The 19,041-nt window shown below is 55.6% G+C and carries 16 protein-coding genes; 12 read left to right on the forward strand and 4 right to left on the reverse strand.

Features of this window, described 5'->3' with window-relative positions; genetic code table 11:
- The first annotated feature begins 27 nt into the window (after window positions 1–27).
- The 6 genes from hisS to OGV82_RS08840 all read left to right on the forward strand — a co-directional run bounded on the left by hisS (window position 28) and on the right by OGV82_RS08840 (window position 6,916).
- Window positions 28–1,302: a histidine--tRNA ligase gene (hisS, locus tag OGV82_RS08815; RefSeq protein ID WP_024130119.1), complete on the forward strand. Its 1,275-nt coding sequence runs from the start codon at window positions 28–30 to the stop codon at window positions 1,300–1,302.
- 13 nt (window positions 1,303–1,315) lie between these two features.
- Complete coding sequence (locus OGV82_RS08820; protein ID WP_012131267.1) at window positions 1,316–1,936, forward strand: YfgM family protein; 621 nt, start codon at window positions 1,316–1,318, stop codon at window positions 1,934–1,936.
- A 10-nt stretch (window positions 1,937–1,946) separates the two neighbouring features.
- Window positions 1,947–3,125, forward strand: a complete 1,179-nt coding sequence (gene bamB, locus OGV82_RS08825; RefSeq protein ID WP_047462014.1) for an outer membrane protein assembly factor BamB — start codon at window positions 1,947–1,949, stop codon at window positions 3,123–3,125.
- Window positions 3,126–3,243: 118 nt separating this feature from the next.
- The gene (der, locus tag OGV82_RS08830; RefSeq protein WP_047462015.1) at window positions 3,244–4,716 is read left to right on the forward strand and encodes a ribosome biogenesis GTPase Der; all 1,473 of its coding nucleotides are present in this window, start codon (window positions 3,244–3,246) and stop codon (window positions 4,714–4,716) included.
- A gap of 300 nt (window positions 4,717–5,016) precedes the next feature.
- Complete coding sequence (locus OGV82_RS08835) at window positions 5,017–6,570, forward strand: peptide MFS transporter (protein ID WP_012131270.1); 1,554 nt, start codon at window positions 5,017–5,019, stop codon at window positions 6,568–6,570.
- 130 nt (window positions 6,571–6,700) lie between these two features.
- A complete protein-coding gene (locus tag OGV82_RS08840) occupies window positions 6,701–6,916 on the forward strand; it encodes a zinc ribbon domain-containing protein (protein WP_047463957.1) in 216 nt (71 codons plus the stop codon).
- Here the strand turns inward: OGV82_RS08840 and xseA are convergent.
- Window positions 6,913–8,286, reverse strand: coding sequence for an exodeoxyribonuclease VII large subunit (gene xseA, locus OGV82_RS08845; protein ID WP_047462018.1), 1,374 nt, complete (start codon window positions 8,284–8,286; stop codon window positions 6,913–6,915). The genes OGV82_RS08840 and xseA overlap by 4 nt on opposite strands.
- A 161-nt stretch (window positions 8,287–8,447) precedes the next feature.
- Between xseA and guaB the strand changes: the two genes are divergently transcribed.
- The 6 genes from guaB to OGV82_RS08875 all read left to right on the forward strand — a co-directional run bounded on the left by guaB (window position 8,448) and on the right by OGV82_RS08875 (window position 15,295).
- Complete coding sequence (gene guaB, locus OGV82_RS08850) at window positions 8,448–9,914, forward strand: IMP dehydrogenase (protein WP_012131273.1); 1,467 nt, start codon at window positions 8,448–8,450, stop codon at window positions 9,912–9,914.
- Window positions 9,915–9,982: 68 nt separating this feature from the next.
- A complete protein-coding gene (guaA, locus tag OGV82_RS08855) occupies window positions 9,983–11,560 on the forward strand; it encodes a glutamine-hydrolyzing GMP synthase (RefSeq protein ID WP_047462021.1) in 1,578 nt (525 codons plus the stop codon).
- A gap of 308 nt (window positions 11,561–11,868) precedes the next feature.
- Entirely contained in the window at window positions 11,869–13,077 is a 1,209-nt protein-coding gene (locus OGV82_RS08860) for a tyrosine-type recombinase/integrase (RefSeq protein ID WP_001297323.1), read from the forward strand.
- 282 nt (window positions 13,078–13,359) lie between these two features.
- Window positions 13,360–13,590, forward strand: a complete 231-nt coding sequence (locus tag OGV82_RS08865; RefSeq protein ID WP_021542196.1) for a helix-turn-helix transcriptional regulator — start codon at window positions 13,360–13,362, stop codon at window positions 13,588–13,590.
- 80 nt (window positions 13,591–13,670) lie between these two features.
- Complete coding sequence (locus OGV82_RS08870; protein WP_001297333.1) at window positions 13,671–14,729, forward strand: replication initiator protein A; 1,059 nt, start codon at window positions 13,671–13,673, stop codon at window positions 14,727–14,729.
- Window positions 14,730–15,184: 455 nt separating this feature from the next.
- Window positions 15,185–15,295 (forward strand): hypothetical protein, encoded by a 111-nt coding sequence (locus OGV82_RS08875; RefSeq protein ID WP_232192652.1) that lies wholly within the window; start codon window positions 15,185–15,187, stop codon window positions 15,293–15,295.
- Window positions 15,296–16,035: 740 nt separating this feature from the next.
- On the opposite strand, the gene OGV82_RS08880 is transcribed toward OGV82_RS08875, so the two are convergent.
- From OGV82_RS08880 to trbJ, 3 genes are all read right to left on the reverse strand, one after another.
- On the reverse strand, window positions 16,036–16,344 hold the full coding sequence (locus tag OGV82_RS08880; RefSeq protein ID WP_001297325.1) for a hypothetical protein: 309 nt from the start codon (window positions 16,342–16,344) through the stop codon (window positions 16,036–16,038).
- Between the two features lie 166 nt (window positions 16,345–16,510).
- A complete protein-coding gene (gene trbL, locus OGV82_RS08885) occupies window positions 16,511–18,010 on the reverse strand; it encodes a P-type conjugative transfer protein TrbL (RefSeq protein ID WP_021542195.1) in 1,500 nt (499 codons plus the stop codon).
- A gap of 226 nt (window positions 18,011–18,236) precedes the next feature.
- Window positions 18,237–19,028: a P-type conjugative transfer protein TrbJ gene (trbJ, locus tag OGV82_RS08890; RefSeq protein ID WP_001297334.1), complete on the reverse strand. Its 792-nt coding sequence runs from the start codon at window positions 19,026–19,028 to the stop codon at window positions 18,237–18,239.
- Window positions 19,029–19,041 lie beyond the last annotated feature (13 nt).

Raw genomic sequence — 19,041 nt, forward strand, 5'->3', positions numbered from 1 at the left:
ATTTTTATATTCAGAAAGAGAATAAACGTGGCAAAAAACATTCAAGCCATTCGCGGCATGAACGATTATCTGCCTGGCGAAACCGCCATCTGGCAGCGCATTGAAGGCACACTCAAAAACGTGCTCGGCAGCTACGGTTACAGTGAAATCCGTTTGCCGATTGTAGAGCAGACCCCGTTATTCAAACGCGCTATCGGTGAAGTCACTGACGTGGTTGAAAAAGAGATGTACACCTTTGAGGATCGTAATGGCGACAGCCTGACGTTGCGTCCTGAAGGGACGGCGGGTTGCGTACGCGCCGGTATCGAACATGGTCTCCTGTACAATCAGGAACAGCGCTTGTGGTATATCGGGCCGATGTTCCGCCATGAGCGTCCGCAGAAAGGGCGTTATCGTCAGTTCCATCAGTTGGGTGTCGAAGCTTTCGGTCTGCAAGGGCCGGATATTGATGCGGAGCTGATTCTGCTGACCGCGCGCTGGTGGCGTGCGCTGGGTATTGCTGAACATGTGAATCTGGAGCTGAACTCCATCGGTTCGCTTGACGCGCGCGCCAACTATCGTGATGCGCTGGTGGCATACCTTGAACAGCATAAAGAGAAGCTGGACGAAGACTGTAAACGCCGCATGTACACCAACCCGCTGCGCGTGCTGGATTCCAAGAACCCGGACGTTCAGGCGCTGCTCAACGATGCGCCTGCTCTGGGCGACTATCTGGATGACGACTCCCGCGAGCACTTTGCCGGTCTGTGCAAACTGCTGGAAGCGGCGGGTATCGCTTACACCGTCAACCAGCGTCTGGTTCGCGGCCTTGATTACTACAACCGCACCGTATTTGAATGGGTAACCAACAGTCTGGGTTCTCAGGGCACAGTGTGCGCCGGTGGTCGTTATGACGGTCTGGTGGAGCAACTTGGCGGTCGCGCAACCCCGGCGGTGGGCTTTGCGATGGGTCTGGAACGACTTGTTTTGTTAGTTCAGGCAGTTAATCTGGAATTTAATGCCGATCCTGTTGTCGATATATACCTGGTAGCCTCAGGCGCGGATACGCAGTCTGCGGCGATGACACTGGCGGAGCGCCTGCGTGATGAAAATCCGGGCGTAAAACTGATGACTAACCACGGCGGCGGCAACTTTAAGAAACAGTTTGCCCGTGCCGATAAATGGGGCGCCCGCGTTGCACTGGTGCTGGGTGAGTCCGAAGTGGCTGACGGCACCGTTGTAGTGAAGGATTTGCGCTCTGGTGAGCAAACGGCAGTCGCACAGGATAGTGTGACCGCACATTTGCGCACGTTATTGGGTTAAGGAGAAGGACAGCGTGGAAATTTACGAGAACGAAAACGACCAGGTTGATGCGATTAAACGCTTCTTTGCTGAAAATGGCAAAGCGCTGGCTGTTGGGGTGATTTTAGGGGTTGGCGCGCTGCTCGGTTGGCGCTACTGGACCAGTCATCAGACGGAGTCCGCACGCTCTGCTTCTCTGGCATATCAAAATGCGGTGACCGCGGTGAGCGCGGGCAAACCGGATAGCATCTCCGCTGCGGAGAAATTCGCCACGGAGAATAAAAATACCTACGGCGCGTTAGCTTCTATGGAACTGGCGCAGCAGTTTGTTGATCAAAATGAACTTGAGAAAGCCGCAGCCCAGCTACAGCAAGGACTGGCGGCCACCAGCGATGAGAACCTCAAAGCGGTGATTAATCTGCGTCTTGCCCGCGTTCAGGTGCAGCTCAAGCAGGCCGATACCGCGCTGAAAACGCTCGATACCGTAAAAGGTGAAGGATGGGCTGCGATTGTCGCCGATCTGCGTGGCGAAGCGTTGTTGAGCAAAGGCGATAAACAAGGCGCGCGCAGCGCATGGGAAGCAGGCGTGAAAAGTGATGCCAGCCCGGCGCTGAGTGAAATGATGCAGATGAAAATCAATAATTTGTCCATCTGAGAGGGACCCGATGCAATTGCGTAAATTACTTCTGCCAGGACTGCTTTCTGTTACGTTATTGAGCGGTTGTTCACTGTTTAGTGGCGAAGAAGATGTTGTCAAAATGTCCCCGTTGCCGACGGTGGAAAACCAGTTTACGCCGTCTACCGCATGGAGTACGTCTGTAGGTAGCGGTATCGGTGAGTTTTATTCCAACCTGCACCCGGCGTATGCCGATAACGTGGTCTACGCGGCTGACCGTAAAGGCACCGTAAAAGCGGTAAACGCGGATGACGGGAAAGAAGTCTGGTCCGTGAACCTGGCGGAGAAAGACGGCTGGTTCTCCAGAGCGCCTGCGTTGCTGTCTGGCGGCGTAACGGTCTCCGGCGGCCATGTCTATATTGGCAGCGAAAAAGCGCAGGTTTATGCGTTGAACGCGGCTGACGGTACGACGGCGTGGCAGACGAAAGTCGCCGGTGAAGCGTTATCTCGCCCGGTTGTCAGCGATGGCCTGGTGCTTATTCATACCAGCAACGGTCAGTTGCAGGCGCTGAATGAGGCGGACGGCGCGATCAAATGGACCGTGAACCTCGACATGCCGTCGCTTTCGCTGCGCGGTGAGTCCGCTCCGGCTACCGCGTATGGCGCCGCCATTGTGGGTGGTGATAACGGTCGCGTCAGCGCCGTGCTGATGCAGCAGGGCCAGATGATTTGGCAACAGCGTATTTCCCAGGCGACCGGTTCGACTGAAATCGACCGTCTGAGCGATGTCGATACCACGCCGGTTATCGTCAATGGCGTCGTTTACGCGCTGGCTTATAATGGTAACCTGACGGCGCTGGATCTGCGCAGTGGTCAGATTATGTGGAAACGTGAGCTGGGCTCGGTGAATGATTTCATCGTTGACGGCGATCGTATCTACCTGGTGGATCAGAATGACCGTATTCTGGCATTGACCACCGACGGCGGCGTGACGCTGTGGACGCAAAGCGATCTGCTGCACCGCCTGCTGACATCGCCTGCGCTGTATAATGGCAATCTGGTGGTAGGCGATAGCGAAGGCTATATGCACTGGATTAACGTTGAGGACGGTCGTTTTGTGGCTCAGCAAAAAGTGGATAGCTCCGGCTTCCTGACCGAACCGGTCTCTGCCGATGGCAAACTGCTGATCCAGGCGAAAGACGGTACGCTGTATTCTATTACGCGTTAATCGTCACGGCCGCACGCTTTGAAAAACGGCTCCTGGTGCAGGGGCCGTTTTACTGTTTTTAACAACGGCGCAAAAATCGCGCGCGTTGTTTGATGATTTTTTAAATGAGGCTTTAAACATGGTACCTGTGGTCGCGCTTGTCGGGCGCCCTAACGTCGGAAAATCCACGTTATTTAACCGTCTAACTCGCACCCGAGATGCGCTGGTTGCGGATTTCCCGGGTCTGACTCGTGACCGTAAGTACGGTCGTGCGGAGATTGAAGGCCGCGAGTTTATCTGTATTGATACCGGCGGTATTGATGGCACCGAAGACGGTGTGGAAACCCGCATGGCGGAACAGTCGCTGCTGGCGATTGAAGAGGCTGATGTTGTGCTGTTCATGGTGGATGCGCGTGCTGGCCTGATGCCAGCGGATGAAGCGATCGCCAAACATCTGCGCTCCCGCGAAAAACCCACGTTCCTTGTGGCAAACAAAACTGACGGGCTCGATCCCGATCAGGCGGTTGTCGACTTCTATGCACTGGGTTTAGGTGAAATTCACCCGATTGCAGCTTCTCACGGTCGTGGCGTGCTCAGCCTGCTGGAGCATGTTCTGCTGCCGTGGATGGACGACGTCGCCCCGCAGGAAGAGGTGGATGAAGACGCCGAATACTGGGCGAAACTGGCAGCGGAAGAGAACGGGGAAGAGGAGCCGGAAGATGACTTCAACCCTCAGGATCTGCCAATCAAACTGGCGATTGTCGGTCGTCCGAACGTAGGTAAGTCCACACTGACTAACCGTATTCTGGGTGAAGACCGCGTAGTGGTCTATGACATGCCGGGAACGACGCGCGACAGTATCTATATTCCGATGGAACGCGACGAGCGTGAATACGTGCTGATTGATACCGCAGGCGTACGTAAGCGTGGGAAAGTCACCGATGCTGTAGAAAAATTCTCCGTCATTAAAACGTTGCAGGCGATTGAAGATGCCAACGTGGTGATGCTGGTTATCGATGCGCGCGAAGGGATTTCCGATCAGGACCTGTCACTGCTGGGCTTTATCCTTAATAGTGGGCGCTCACTTGTCATCGTCGTGAACAAATGGGACGGTCTGACCCAGGAAGTGAAAGAGCAGGTGAAAGAGACGCTGGACTTCCGTCTGGGCTTTATCGACTTTGCGCGCGTACACTTTATCTCTGCGCTGCATGGCAGCGGCGTGGGCAACCTGTTTGAGTCCGTACGTGAAGCGTATGACAGTTCAACCCGTCGCGTCAGCACCGCCATGCTGACCCGCATCATGACTATGGCGGTTGAAGATCACCAGCCGCCGCTGGTTCGCGGTCGCCGCGTGAAGCTGAAATATGCCCACGCCGGGGGATATAACCCGCCAATCGTGGTGATTCACGGCAACCAGGTGAAAGACCTGCCGGACTCTTACAAGCGCTATCTGATGAACTACTTCCGCAAATCGCTGGACGTGATGGGAACGCCTATCCGTATTCAGTTTAAAGAAGGGGAAAACCCGTATGCGAATAAGCGCAATACGCTGACCCCGACTCAGATGCGTAAGCGTAAACGTCTGATTAAGCACATTAAGAAAAGCAAATAATCGTCGCTGACGTTGATAAAACCCGCGCCTGTCGCGGGTTTTTTTGTTTTGCTCCAGCCGATGGTTTCCCTGTGTGATGTCAATGACTATTCGTTTTCTTCCAACTTTAAATCTAAGAAAGTAGACAATTGTCGAATTTTCATCTTAAAGTCCAGGGGTTGGTACTAGACAAAACTGGCTCCAGGTTATCAAATGGTTAAATAACCCTTCGCCGCATGTAAAAAAATCGGCCAGATACGTAACTGGTCGGCGTGCATTGCGGTGTTTATAAGCACAACGACATACCTTTTCGGGAGAATTATGCAATCCTCTGTTAATCAAAAAGAAAGCCGAACGTTCTTCGGCCATCCTTATCCGCTCGGTTCGCTGTTCTTCACCGAGATGTGGGAACGTTTCTCGTTTTACGGCATCCGTCCGTTACTGATCCTGTTTATGGCTGCGACCGTCTATGACGGGGGCATGGGACTGGCGCGTGAAAACGCCTCCGCGATTGTTGGTATCTTTGCCGGTACGATGTATCTCGCGGCGTTGCCTGGCGGCTGGCTGGCGGATAACTGGCTCGGCCAGCAGAAAGCGGTCTGGTACGGCTCGATTCTGATTGCGCTCGGCCACCTGTCGATTGCGCTCTCTGCCGTGATGGGCGACAACCTGTTCTTTATCGGCCTGATGTTTATCGTGCTCGGTTCTGGCCTGTTCAAGACCTGTATCTCGGTCATGGTAGGGACGCTGTATAAAAAAGGCGATGCGCGTCGTGACGGCGGTTTCTCGCTGTTCTATATGGGCATCAATATGGGGTCGTTCATTGCGCCGCTGATCTCCGGCTGGCTGATTAAAAGCCACGGCTGGCACTGGGGCTTTGGTATCGGCGGCATCGGGATGCTGGTGGCGTTGATCATCTTCCGCGTGTTTGCCGTTCCGGCAATGAAACGCTACGACAGCGAAGTGGGGCTGGACTCCACCTGGAACAGCCCGGTAGTGAAGAGAAACGGCGTGGGCGCATGGCTGCTGGCGCTGGCAGTAGGCGTGGTGGTTATCGTTGCGCTGATCGCTCAGGGCGTGATTGTGATTAACCCGGTCGCGGTAGCCAGCATGCTGGTGTACGTGATTGCGGCGTCTGTTGCGCTCTACTTTATCTACCTGTTTGTTTTTGCGGGCCTGAACCGTAAAGAGCGCGCACGACTGCTGGTCTGCTTTATCCTGCTGGTTTCAGCCGCATTCTTCTGGTCTGCGTTTGAGCAAAAGCCGACCTCATTCAACCTGTTCGCCAACGACTACACTAACCGCATGATCGGCGATTTTGAGATCCCGGCCGTATGGTTCCAGTCGATCAACGCCCTGTTTATCATCCTGCTGGCGCCGGTGTTCAGCTGGGCATGGCCAAAGCTGGCGAGCATGAACATTCGCCCGAGCAGCATCACCAAGTTTGTTATCGGTATTCTGTGTGCGGCGGCGGGCTTTGGCCTGATGATGCTGGCGGCGCAGAACGTGCTGAATAACGGCGGGGCGGGCGTATCACCGTTCTGGCTGGTAGGCAGCATTCTGATGCTGACGCTGGGCGAGCTGTGCCTGAGCCCGATTGGTCTGGCGACCATGACGTTGCTGGCGCCGGAAAGAATGCGCGGTCAGATGATGGGGCTGTGGTTCTGTGCGAGCGCGCTGGGTAACCTGGCTGCGGGCCTGATTGGCGGCCATGTGAAGGCCGATCAGCTCGATATGCTGCCGGACCTCTTCGCGCGTTGCTCCGTCGCCCTGCTGATTTGCGCTGCGGTGCTGATCGTGCTTATTGTTCCGGTTCGTCGTATGCTGGAAAATACACAGACTAAAAATGAGCAGAAGCCGGTCACTAACGCCTGATGCAACATCCGACCTGGCCGGGACGTGAGTGACGCCCCGGCAGTTCAACGAACGAGACGGGAACAGGCGTTCAGGGATTTATTGGTCATGGGTTTTGATGCTCAGCCCGCAACATATCAAAGGAGTTACCGTGTCGATTACCTGCCCGGATTGCCATGCAGAACTGGAACCGCAAAACGGTGCGGCGCATTGCGACAGCTGCAATAAAGATATTGAACTTGAAGCGCGCTGCCCGGATTGCCATAAGCCGCTCCAGGTGTTAAAAGCCTGCGGCGCGGTGGATTATTTCTGCCAGAATGGTCATGGGCTGATCTCTAAAAAGCGCGTGGAGTTTGTGCCGCTTTAATCCGTCTTTTTCCTGCGCGTTTTCTTCGCGGTCGTCACGCCTTTCACTTCGCTTTCCACCCAGCCGTCTGACAGCCGGGTGGTGAGCACATCACCGGCTTTCACCTGTCTGGTTTGCTTCAGCACCTTGCCGTCCGTCGCCGTGGTTACGCTATAACCGCGCGCCAGCGTGGAGAGCGGGCTGACAGCTTCAAGATGCGTTACCGCATTGCCAAAGCGTTCGCGTGTGGCGCTCAGACGTGCGCGCACGTTCTCGGCCAGACGATACTCCAACTGCTGAATACGCGTTTGCGCGCGATAAATTCGCGGCTGCGGGTTTTGCTGGTTTAAACGCTGGAGGACACGTTGCTGGCGCGAGGCCACGCGCTTGAGTTGATTATCCAGCGCGAAGTTCATCCGCTGGCGCAATCTTTCCAGCATCGTCTGCTGGCGCGCCAGGCGCAGTTGCGGGTGTTGCTGCTGTAACCGGTGGAAAAGCTGCGTAAAACGGCGGTTGCGGTTTGCCAGATAGTAATCCATCGCCATCCCGAGGCGTTGTTGCGCGGACTGAATCTGGCGCAGCAACTCCTGCTGATTACGGCTGACTATCTCGGCGGCTGCGGAAGGCGTCGGCGCACGCAGGTCGGCAACAAAATCGGCGATGGTGACGTCGGTTTCATGGCCGACGGCGCTAACGACCGGAATGCGGCTGGCGAAAATCGCCCGCGCGACGCGTTCATCGTTAAAACTCCACAGATCTTCCAGTGAACCGCCGCCGCGCCCGACGATCAGCACGTCGCATTCATTTCGGGCGTTAGCCCGTTCAATGGCGCGAACAATCTGGCCCGGCGCGTCATCACCCTGAACAGCGGTCGGGTAGATGATAACCGGCAGGGAGGGATCGCGGCGCTTCAGGACATGAAGAATGTCATGTAAAGCGGCACCGGTTTTTGAGGTGATCACCCCGACGCAGTGAGCGGGCGAGGGGAGCGGTTGTTTATACTGCTGATCGAACAGCCCTTCAGCCTGCAATTTTGCTTTCAGTAATTCATACTTCTGCTGGAGCAGGCCCTCACCCGCAGGCTGCATGCTTTCAACGATGATCTGATAGTCGCCGCGCGGCTCATACAGGGTGATATTGGCGCGAACCAGCACCTGTTGCCCGTGCTGCGGGCGAAAAGTGACGCGGCGGTTGCTGTTACGGAACATCGCGCAGCGTACCTGGGCGGTGTCATCCTTTAGCGTAAAATACCAGTGACCGGAGGCGGGCTGCGTGAAATTAGATATTTCACCGCTGATCCATACTTGCCCCATTTCCTGCTCAAGCAGCAGACGAACCGTCTGATTAAGGCGGCTTACGGTAAAGATTGAGGAGGTCTGAGAGGATAACATGTGAGCGGGATCAAATTCTAAATCAGCAAGTTATTCAATCGATAGTAACCCGCCCACAGGGGATCGCAAGCATTATTTGCAAAAAAGTGTGGATGCAATCGGTTTCGCTCTGTATAATGCCACGGCAATATTTATCCACCCCCAGGTTAGAGATATTGCCCATGCTACGTATTGCTAAAGAAGCTCTGACGTTTGACGACGTCCTCCTCGTTCCCGCTCACTCCACCGTTCTGCCGAATACTGCCGACCTCAGCACGCAGTTGACGAAAACCATTCGTCTGAACATCCCTATGCTCTCCGCAGCAATGGATACCGTGACGGAAGCGCGCCTTGCAATCGCCCTGGCACAGGAAGGCGGCATCGGTTTTATCCACAAAAACATGTCTATCGAGCGTCAGGCGGAAGAAGTTCGCCGCGTGAAGAAACATGAATCCGGCGTGGTTACCGACCCGCAAACCGTTCTGCCAACCACCACGCTGCGTGAAGTGAAAGAACTGACCGAACGTAACGGTTTTGCTGGCTATCCGGTTGTCACCGAAGATAACGAGCTGGTCGGTATCATTACCGGTCGTGATGTGCGTTTTGTCACCGACCTGAGCCAGCCTGTCAGCGTGTATATGACGCCGAAAGAGCGCCTGGTCACGGTGCGCGAAGGTGAAGCGCGTGAAGTGGTTTTTGCCAAAATGCACGAAAAACGCGTTGAGAAAGCGCTGGTTGTGGATGACAGCTTCCATCTGATCGGCATGATCACCGTAAAAGATTTCCAGAAAGCGGAACGTAAACCGAACGCCTGTAAAGATGAGCAGGGTCGTCTGCGCGTTGGCGCGGCAGTCGGCGCGGGTGCGGGCAACGAAGAGCGCGTTGACGCGCTGGTTGCCGCAGGCGTTGACGTACTGCTGATCGACTCCTCTCACGGCCACTCCGAAGGCGTTCTGCAACGCATTCGTGAAACCCGCGCCAAATACCCGGATCTGCAAATCATCGGCGGCAACGTAGCAACCGGCGCAGGCGCGCGCGCGCTGGCAGACGCTGGCGTCAGCGCGGTGAAAGTGGGTATCGGTCCAGGCTCTATCTGTACGACCCGTATCGTCACTGGCGTAGGCGTTCCGCAGATCACCGCGGTTTCTGACGCAGTTGAAGCGCTGGAAGGTCTGGGCATTCCGGTTATCGCCGATGGTGGTATTCGTTTCTCCGGCGATATCGCCAAAGCGATCGCCGCAGGCGCAAGCGCGGTAATGGTCGGTTCCATGCTGGCGGGTACTGAAGAATCCCCGGGTGAAATCGAACTGTACCAGGGCCGTTCTTACAAATCCTACCGTGGTATGGGTTCTCTGGGCGCGATGTCCAAAGGCTCCTCTGACCGTTATTTCCAGAGCGATAACGCGGCAGACAAACTGGTGCCGGAAGGTATCGAAGGCCGCGTAGCGTATAAAGGCCGCCTGAAAGAGATCATTCACCAGCAGATGGGCGGCCTGCGCTCCTGTATGGGTCTGACCGGCTGTGGTACTATCGACGCGCTGCGTACCAAAGCGGAGTTTGTACGCATCAGCGGTGCGGGTATTCAGGAAAGCCACGTTCATGACGTGACCATCACCAAAGAGTCCCCGAACTACCGTCTGGGCTCCTGATTTTCTTCGCCCGACCTCGTGTCGGGCGATTTATTTAATCTGTTTCACTTGCCTCGGAATTAGCGTCAATGACGGAAAATATTCATAAACATCGCATTCTCATCCTGGATTTTGGTTCTCAGTACACTCAGCTGGTTGCGCGTCGCGTGCGTGAACTCGGCGTTTACTGCGAACTGTGGGCGTGGGATGTTACGGAAGCACAAATTCGCGAATTCAACCCAAGCGGTATTATTCTTTCCGGCGGCCCGGAAAGCACCACTGAAGAAAACAGCCCACGCGCGCCGGAGTATGTGTTTGAAGCTGGTGTGCCGGTATTCGGCGTGTGCTACGGCATGCAGACGATGGCGATGCAACTGGGCGGCCATGTTGAAGCATCCAATGAACGTGAATTCGGTTACGCGCAGGTGGAAGTGAGAACCGACAGCGCGCTGATTCGCGGCATTGAAGACTCCCTGACCGCAGACGGCAAGCCGCTACTGGACGTGTGGATGAGCCACGGCGATAAAGTTACCGCTATCCCGTCTGACTTTGTCACCGTTGCCAGCACCGAAACCTGCCCGTTCGCCATTATGGCTAACGAGGAAAAACGTTTTTACGGCGTGCAGTTCCACCCGGAAGTCACGCATACCCGTCAGGGTATGCGCATGCTGGAACGCTTTGTGCGTGATATCTGCCAGTGTGAAGCGCTGTGGACTCCGGCGAAGATCATCGACGATGCGGTAAATCGCATCCGTGAACAGGTTGGCGACGACAAAGTGATCCTCGGCCTGTCTGGCGGCGTTGACTCTTCCGTTACCGCGATGCTGCTGCACCGTGCCATCGGTAAAAACCTGACCTGCGTATTTGTTGATAACGGCCTGCTGCGTCTGAACGAAGCCGAGCAGGTAATGGACATGTTCGGCGATCATTTTGGTCTCAACATTATTCACGTTCCGGCGGAAGAACGTTTCCTGACCGCGCTGAAAGGCGAAAACGATCCTGAAGCGAAACGTAAGATCATCGGTCGCGTATTCGTTGAAGTCTTCGACGAAGAAGCGTTCAGACTGGAAGACGTGAAATGGCTGGCGCAGGGCACTATCTATCCTGACGTTATCGAGTCCGCCGCTTCCGCCACCGGTAAAGCACACGTCATCAAATCTCACCACAATGTGGGCGGCCTGCCGAAAGAGATGAAGATGGGTCTGGTTGAGCCGCTGAAAGAGCTGTTCAAAGACGAAGTGCGCAAGATTGGTCTGGAACTGGGCCTGCCGTACGACATGCTGTACCGTCACCCGTTCCCGGGGCCGGGTCTTGGTGTTCGCGTACTGGGCGAAGTGAAGAAAGAGTACTGCGACCTGCTGCGTCGTGCGGATGCTATCTTCATCGAAGAGCTGCACAAAGCGGATCTGTACAACAAAGTGAGCCAGGCGTTCACCGTGTTCCTGCCGGTTCGTTCCGTTGGCGTAATGGGCGATGGCCGTAAATACGACTGGGTTGTCTCCCTGCGTGCGGTAGAAACCATCGACTTTATGACCGCGCACTGGGCGCACCTGCCGTATGATTTCCTCGGCCGCGTCTCTAACCGCATCATCAACGAAGTCAACGGCATCTCCCGCGTGGTGTATGACATCAGCGGTAAGCCGCCAGCAACCATTGAGTGGGAGTGATCCCACGTCCGGCATAGACTGGCACCAAAGAGCATTAAAACACCCATAAGCCCGCATAATTGCGGGCTTTTTTCGTTCTTGGCGTAGCAATGTCTGGCAAATTTTCGCATCGCCAAGCACCCCGTTTCTATGGCATGGTAGATGGTACAATTTGAACCTGATGCCATGTTCGGCACTCGATACCATGCCGCCCCTGATGGGGTGTTCATGGTACTGAATTTAGGTAACACATTGTTCTTAAAGATGTTTTTTGAGAATTTGTGGGGCTTTTTGAGCATGGTATTTTTGAGAGGAAACCTAACCCGACCATGCTGACCGATACCAAGCTGCGCAACCTCAAGCCAAAGGACAAGCTCTACAAAGTGAATGACCGTGACGGCCTCTACGTGGCCATCACGCCAGCGGGTTCGATTTCATTCCGCTACAACTACTCGATCCACGGTAGGCAGGAGACCATCACCTTCGGCCGCTACGGTGTCGGAGGGATCACGCTAGCGGAAGCTCGCGAACGGCTGGGCGAAGCCAAGAAGATGATCGCCGCAGGGAAATCTCCAGCCAAAGAGAAGGCGCGGGACAAAGCCCGCGTTAAGGACGCTGAAAACTTTGGTGCTTGGGGCGAAAAATGGCTACGCGGCTATCAAATGGCGGACGTTACCCGCGATATGCGTCGAGCTACCTTCGAGCGCGAGCTTAAGCCGAAGTTCGGTAACCAGAAGCTGACAGAAATCACCCATGAGGATTTACGGGCGCTGACTGATGCGATTGTGGAGCGCGGGGCACCGGCAACGGCCGTGCTTTGCCGCGAAATTGTGATGCAGGTCTTCCGTTGGGCTATAGAACGTGGCCAGAAGGTTGAGAACCCGGCCGATCTGGTGCGCCCGTCGACTATTGCAAAGTTTGAGCCGCGAGATCGAGCACTTACGCCCGATGAAATCGGCTTGATGTACCAGTACATGGAGCGCATTGGCACCACACCTTCGATCCGCGCGGCCGCCAAGTTGCTGTTGCTGACGATGGTACGCAAAAGCGAACTGACCAACGCAACGTGGAGCGAAATCAATTTCACCGAAGCGCTCTGGACAATCCCCAAGGAGCGGATGAAGCGCCGCAATCCCCATCTGGTGTTCCTGTCGAGGCAGGCGCTCGACATTTTCATAGCTCTGAAAACCTTCGCGGGCGGCTCGGAGTACGTGCTGCCATCGCGCTATGACTCGGACTTGCCGATGAGCAGCGCCACGCTCAATCAGGTGCTCACGCTGACCTATCGTCTGGCCCAGAAGGAAGGGCAGTCGCTTGGCAAGTTCGGACCGCACGACTTGCGGCGTACAGCCAGCACGCTGCTGCATGAGGCAGGCTATAACACTGACTGGATCGAGAAGTGCCTTGCGCACGAACAGAAGGGCGTTCGAGCCATCTACAACAAGGCCGAGTACCGCGATCAGCGGCGGGCAATGCTACAGGATTGGGCGGACATGATTGACGAGTGGACAATCAGGAAGCCCCGCCTCAAGGACTGATTCGGAGTCTTGAGACCTGCATTTTGTAGCGAAATGCCCACTTCGGTGGGCTTTTTTTTGTCCGTAAAACGTATTCCATATGGACAGGCAATTTTCGCTATCTGCGTCAAATAAAGTGCCAAGAAAACAAAGAATTGCGAAGGTTTTTGTTTTGAAAGGTGGACAATTTACGGACGCTAAGACATTGATTTTATTGAGAAAAAGTTCTCTATACTGCTGGAAATCACCGGCATTGTGGGGCAATAATTAAACCTCGGGCGATGACAAAACGAGGTATTCGGTGTGGAAAGAGAATTAAGGAGAGTGAGTAAAGTTCTCATTAGCAAAAAGCAGCTGCTGGAGATGATTCCACTGTGCGAGCGCACGATCTACAACTTTGAAAAGCAGGGAAAATTCCCTAAGCGCATCGCACTTAGTAGTCGCAAGGTCGTGTGGGATTTAGCCGAGGTCGAGGCATGGATTGATGCGTGCAAACATTCCGGCTCGGCCCCTCGTCCCGGAATGGGGGCCTGAATTGTGGCGGCCAACTTGCAGGCAACATTTACGAGTAGACCGCTTGTACTGGGCTTAATACAGCTCCGGTTGGGCCGTGCATGAGTAGCCGAAACAGCGGTCTTAAGCCCATAGGCGCGGTAATAGGCGACTCTGGCGGGCTACTGGAACGCCTTGAAAATATCAGGAAGCGGAACAGTGACCGAACTCCGGCTGCTGAACGCGGTAGACCGTCTAACGTCTCGACCGTGCATGAACAGATGGAAAGGGCAAAAGAGCGGGACAAAGCGTTGTCACTTGTCCGCAAGCCTCCACAAGGCGACGCTCAGCCAGATTTTTTTGCGCCCAGCCTTTATGACGTGGGCGGCCGCGACAATCGCAGCGTCATGGATGTGGCCGTGTTCCGTTTATCCAAGAAGGACAAGCGAGCCGGAGAACTGATCCGCTACGACCTGCCGGATGGATACGTGGAAGTGTCCGCAGGAGCGCACGGAATGGCCTCTGTTTGGGACTACGACATTGTGCTGATGATGGTGTCTCACTTGACCGAAGCTATGAACCGCTATCGAGAAGGAAAGGGTGGCAAGCCGGGGAGAGTGTTTCGGCTGCATGTTAGCGACATCCTCAGATTTGCCCGACGTGGTAACGGTAGTAGTCAGGTTAAGGGAGTGGAAGCCGCGCTAGATCGGTTGCGGGGTACTACCATCAAGACAGTGCGCGAAAGCGGCAAGTTCCGGACAACCGAAGCCGAGGGGCTGATCGCGCGCTATCGTGTTCTGTCACGCACGGACACCAAGAAGATAAGTTCTGTCGAGATTGAAGCCCCGGAGTGGATTTATCGAGAAGTCACCGAGGGCAAGCGGCCGGAGGTACTTACAGTACACCGGGACTACTTTCTGATCGAGCCGGGCATAGGACGCTTTATCTACCGACTGGCTCGCCGTGCCGCAGGCAGGGATAGCGCTAAATGGGCTTTCAAGACCCTTTACGAACGCAGTGGAAGCGGTGGCTCGTTCAAAAAATTCTGTTTCTTCCTTCGCGGGATCATCAAAGCCGATGACCTGCCTGAATATGCCTTGTGCGAAGAAGCGGGGAAGGATGGCCCTCTACTGGTCATGAGGCACCGCAATTCCTCGTCGGAACCGCTGGGCGGTTCCTAATAGACGGTGAGTGAGATCGCAAAAGAGCCCCGTTGCGGGCTTTTTTCATTTTGATTGACGGACAGTTTACGGACAAAGTGGGAACAACCCGCCACGCTGTGGATAGAGTGTCTATTAGGAACCTGAAACCGTCTATTAGGAACCGTTTCGCCGTCTATTAGGAACCGGTATCCGTCTATTAGGAACCGGTGTTGCGCGTAATTCATTGAATTAAAAAAGTAAATTTCCTTCTTTTTACGCTAAATCTTTTAAAACTATATATAAAACTGTTTAAAACCCTTTTGCCTGTGCATAAGTCGATGGCCCCCATCCGTTAGTTCGGAACTCCTATTGGTGCGAAATCGCGCCACGATCCAAAAGCGTGGCCCCTGCGGGGTTCCCACCGCTTCGCGGCAGCTCCCCTCCCTCATGAAAGGCGTTCGCTCCGCCCCAACGCGCTGGCCGAGCTTGCTGCCGTGGGTTGGAGGCTGGACGAGTACGCTAAGGGCAAATGGGAAACGGGCGACCCAAGGCATCCGACCGTAACGCTGCTCCCCCTGTTTAATGGCACCTCACCCTCTGTTTAACAGTACCCAACCCCCTGCTTAACGGCACCCGGCCAGTTTCTGAAAACCCAGCAACGGCGGGCCTTTGCGGGCCGTTCGCAAATTCCATCCAAGATTCTCTAAGAATCTCCAGCATGCGCGCTAAGCGCCGCGCCTTGATGGCGCAGCTCATCGCTTGCTGCTCTTGGTCGGCCTACGGCCGTTGGGCACCAAAAAAAGGTAGGGCGGGCCTGCCGTCGTCGACGCGGTTAGTTCCGTGGATTACCCACCGGTCGCAGCACCTGGTCGAGCCGTTGAAACCGGCAAAAAGACATCAGGCACCAAAAAGGGAAGGGCAGGGCCAAAACCCACATAAGGCCTCTAACGGCCTGCGAAAGCGTTCCAGAATCCCTCCCGTATGGGTCGTGGCGGCGTTTTTTCAGTGTCGGAATGGGGTTATGGCTATCATGTGTGAAAACTTCTCACAGCGCGATACACGCCGTTTTTGCGGTGTGTAATAGACGGCTGCCCGCACTGACCCTGTGCCCCGTGTATCGGGGTTATCTTCACAGGGGCGGCTGCCCCTACTTTGAAACGAGTGTCAGGCTTCGCAGGCGGCCCGGAGAGCCGTTTTCAGAGGGGGCTAGAGTTGTGTGGCGGGGAGGACCATAAAAGCGCTTACGCTGTCATTACAGCCGATTTGCGAGACGTAGGGCCGGATCGGCCGGAGCCTTTCTTTTGGTGCCCATAAAAAAGCCCTGCACTTGGCAGGGCGGGCGAGATCATTTGCGGCGCTGCTGGCGCTCCCTTAGTGCTTGTTCGGACATGATGGCCATGCGCAGTTGCTCTATCATTACCACCTGATGTTTGCTTCCGAACAGGGGCAGGCGGTTGATGGACTGCGCCGCCCCAAACAGGCCATTAGCAGCCTTAAAGCGATAACGGTTCATGCGTTGCTCTCGTGGTTCCAGCCACCGCGCAAACGCATCGAGTTGCGGCCCATAGCCCCGCGAGCGCAGGTATTCGCGCAGCAAGTACATGCCGAAGGCGGCAGCGAAGGCCACCACGCAAAAAATCAGATATTCAATCATTGGTCAGTCTCCGGTGCATTGGCCGCCTTGGCAGCAGTTGATTGGGTTTCATCGCTCTGGCGGTTCCCAACCGCTATTGGCGCGTCAGCCTTAGCCACCGCTTCCGCTGACATGCCGGGCACCTTCATGCGAGCAAGGGTGCCGGGGATTGGTTTGCTATACGGGTTCATGCCTCACTTTCCTGTTTCGGGTTGTTGGATTTCTCCACGCCGTTCGGTTGAGCCGGGGCGGCGGACGGTTCTTGTGCGGGACGAATAACGTTTGTTTCTTCGGCAACATCCGCGGATACACCGCTGTTAGCTGGACGTTTTTCGTCACCCTCATCGCTGTCAGGCATTTGCGGTGGGGGGCCGCCGCCCATGCTCGCCGCGCCTTCCATACCCGGCACAGAGATAGCGGCGAGCGTCCCGAGGCCGCGGGCGGCCACACTAGCCAAGTTGTTCGCGCCGGAGGCCGCTTTTTTCAGTGTTTGCGCCGCCTGCTGCGGCCCACTCAGACCACTGCTGCGCGGAGTGTCGCTCTGGCTGTTGATGCCGCTACCTGACGGCGATTTGCCCGCCTGCGAGCCACCGACGCGAGAACCGGCTGACTGAGCTGCTGCGCTACCGCCCGTTGCCGTTCTTGTGGTCGCCGCACTGTTCATGGACGGCATGGCGGACGCTGCGGGGTTCTGCTGGCCACCGGCCATGCTGGCATTGATGCTGTCGGCCAGTCCACTGCCAGCGCCACCACCAGAACCGCCGCCCAAAGCACCCGCAGCACCACCGGCCGCGTTTGCGCCGCCCGCCATCATGGTGCCTGCCGCCAAGCCAGTAGCCGCCGCAGCGGCCGCCATTGCCATGCCGCCGATCGCACTGCCTCCCCCAAATGATGAGCCGGTGATCATGCCCGCAATCAGCTCCGGGATAGACCGAGACAGATAGGCGCACACCAAGGACAGGCCCAATAGTGTCAATGTTGGCCCAATAGTGCCGTCGTAGTTGGCGAACCACCTGTCCGATACGGACATAATCAGGCCGACAATCAAGGTCAGGACGAACAGCTTAGCGCCTACCGCAACGGCATAGCGAAGCGGGGCTATTGCAAATTCCCGTGTCCATTGTGAGCCGCCGAAACCGATGAACAGCACGGCCGCATTGATAATCACATACGACTCGACAAGCGTAACGAACATAAACGCGGCGATGAACGCGAAGCACAGCAAAATGATGACGCCGGATAGCGCAATCACAACCGCAGTTTCGAGGTCAAACAACGAAATGTTCGACAGGACTTTTTGTGCCAATTTGATAGCTAAGGTGAACACGTCACCGGGCATCAACTCCTGCGCAAACCCGGAGGCTTGCGATCCCGCTTCGCGGAAGCTGTTCACGATAGCCGTGCTCCACTCTGTGGAGTACGTCAGCAAGGCAAGGAAAAAGCCTATCGTCATGACGAACTTGATCAGCTCGCGGAACATTTCGCCAACATCGGCGCTTTGCCAAATCAGGTTGCCGAACGTCCAAACAAACTGAATCCCAGCGAGCAGGAACAGCAAGTTTCTGGCATAGCCCTGCAACTTTGGCCCCCACTGAGCAGACGCATTATGAATGTCTGTTAGCAGCCCGTTCATCTCCACATTACTTTGTAAACCGGCGGCCATTGCACTCCCGGTCATCAACAGCATGGCTATCCCGACGCAACTTAGAAAGAGTGGTCTACTCATAATCAAAACCCCTTCGACGGGCCGGGTTCGTCTTTCCCTTCCCAGAACTTTTTGGTAGCCGCCGCTTTTTGCTTCTGTGAAGCCGAACATTCTTCGCCCGAAGAAATGACGACGCTAGTCATTACGGCCCCACCCACAGCAGAACCGAGACACAACACCAAAAGAAGAATCTTAGAAATCGTCATAATCAAAACCCCTTGGATGGGCCGGGAGTGTCTGTACCTCCCCAGAACCTTTCACTGGCCGCGTCCTTCACGGCTTCCTGTTCGGTTTGTTTGGCCATGTAGTTGCCTTGCAGGGTGATTTGCGTGGCCACCAGATCGCGCAGTTTCTGGAGCTGCTGCACGTTCTGCGCCGCAATCTCGTTCCCGGCTTGAATGGCCTGCTGACGGCCAACGGCCGACTGCGAACGGCTCACCAACTGATCCAGCATCGCGTTCTCATCCTCGAATGTGCTCGTATTTACGCCAGCGGCCTGCATGGCCGTGCGGGCGTTATCGAAGCCGGATTGTGCCCAGTCCCGATAGCGCTGCGGCATGTTGTTTTGCCCTTGGCCAATCGAGTTCAGATAGCTGTCATAGCCTTTGAACTGCTGGCGAAACTGTTCGTCCAGATTGCTGATGTTGCGGCCGAGCGACTGCGCCGAGTTGTAGATGCTGGCCACGCGCTGAAGGTCGCCAGTGATGGTGTTGAACATGCGGCTGGGCAGTGACATGCCCTGCTTAATCATGTTGTCGTACTGCTGGATCTGCGTCTGCAACTGCTGGGCCGTGTTCAGTTGCGTGTTGACCGCTTCGGCGTACTCGTACATCTGCTGATAGAACGTCGAGCAGTTCGAGCAGTAGATGGCATAGGCCGGAGCCGGTGCCATGTAGAGACTTACACCAAGGCCTGCGCTTGCCATTGCAAGAGCGAGCGCCGCGCCTCGACCGAATTTTCGGGCGGCATAAGCCGACATTTTTTGCGATTCTAGTTCCATACCGAATACCTCG

Source organism: Citrobacter sp. CK191 (assembly GCF_030333435.1).
GTDB lineage: Bacteria > Pseudomonadota > Gammaproteobacteria > Enterobacterales > Enterobacteriaceae > Citrobacter_B > Citrobacter_B koseri.

Coding starts and splice junctions, on each gene's coding strand:
- OGV82_RS08860 (WP_001297323.1), top strand. CDS start 11,869: ATGCTGACCGATACCAAGCTGCGCAACCTCAAGCCAAAGGACAAGCTC.
- OGV82_RS08870 (WP_001297333.1), top strand. CDS start 13,671: ATGAGTAGCCGAAACAGCGGTCTTAAGCCCATAGGCGCGGTAATAGGC.
- trbL (WP_021542195.1), bottom strand. CDS start 18,010: ATGCTGTTGATGACCGGGAGTGCAATGGCCGCCGGTTTACAAAGTAAT.
- der (WP_047462015.1), top strand. CDS start 3,244: ATGGTACCTGTGGTCGCGCTTGTCGGGCGCCCTAACGTCGGAAAATCC.
- trbJ (WP_001297334.1), bottom strand. CDS start 19,028: ATGGAACTAGAATCGCAAAAAATGTCGGCTTATGCCGCCCGAAAATTC.
- OGV82_RS08880 (WP_001297325.1), bottom strand. CDS start 16,344: ATGATTGAATATCTGATTTTTTGCGTGGTGGCCTTCGCTGCCGCCTTC.
- guaA (WP_047462021.1), top strand. CDS start 9,983: ATGACGGAAAATATTCATAAACATCGCATTCTCATCCTGGATTTTGGT.
- OGV82_RS08835 (WP_012131270.1), top strand. CDS start 5,017: ATGCAATCCTCTGTTAATCAAAAAGAAAGCCGAACGTTCTTCGGCCAT.
- xseA (WP_047462018.1), bottom strand. CDS start 8,286: ATGTTATCCTCTCAGACCTCCTCAATCTTTACCGTAAGCCGCCTTAAT.
- guaB (WP_012131273.1), top strand. CDS start 8,448: ATGCTACGTATTGCTAAAGAAGCTCTGACGTTTGACGACGTCCTCCTC.
- bamB (WP_047462014.1), top strand. CDS start 1,947: ATGCAATTGCGTAAATTACTTCTGCCAGGACTGCTTTCTGTTACGTTA.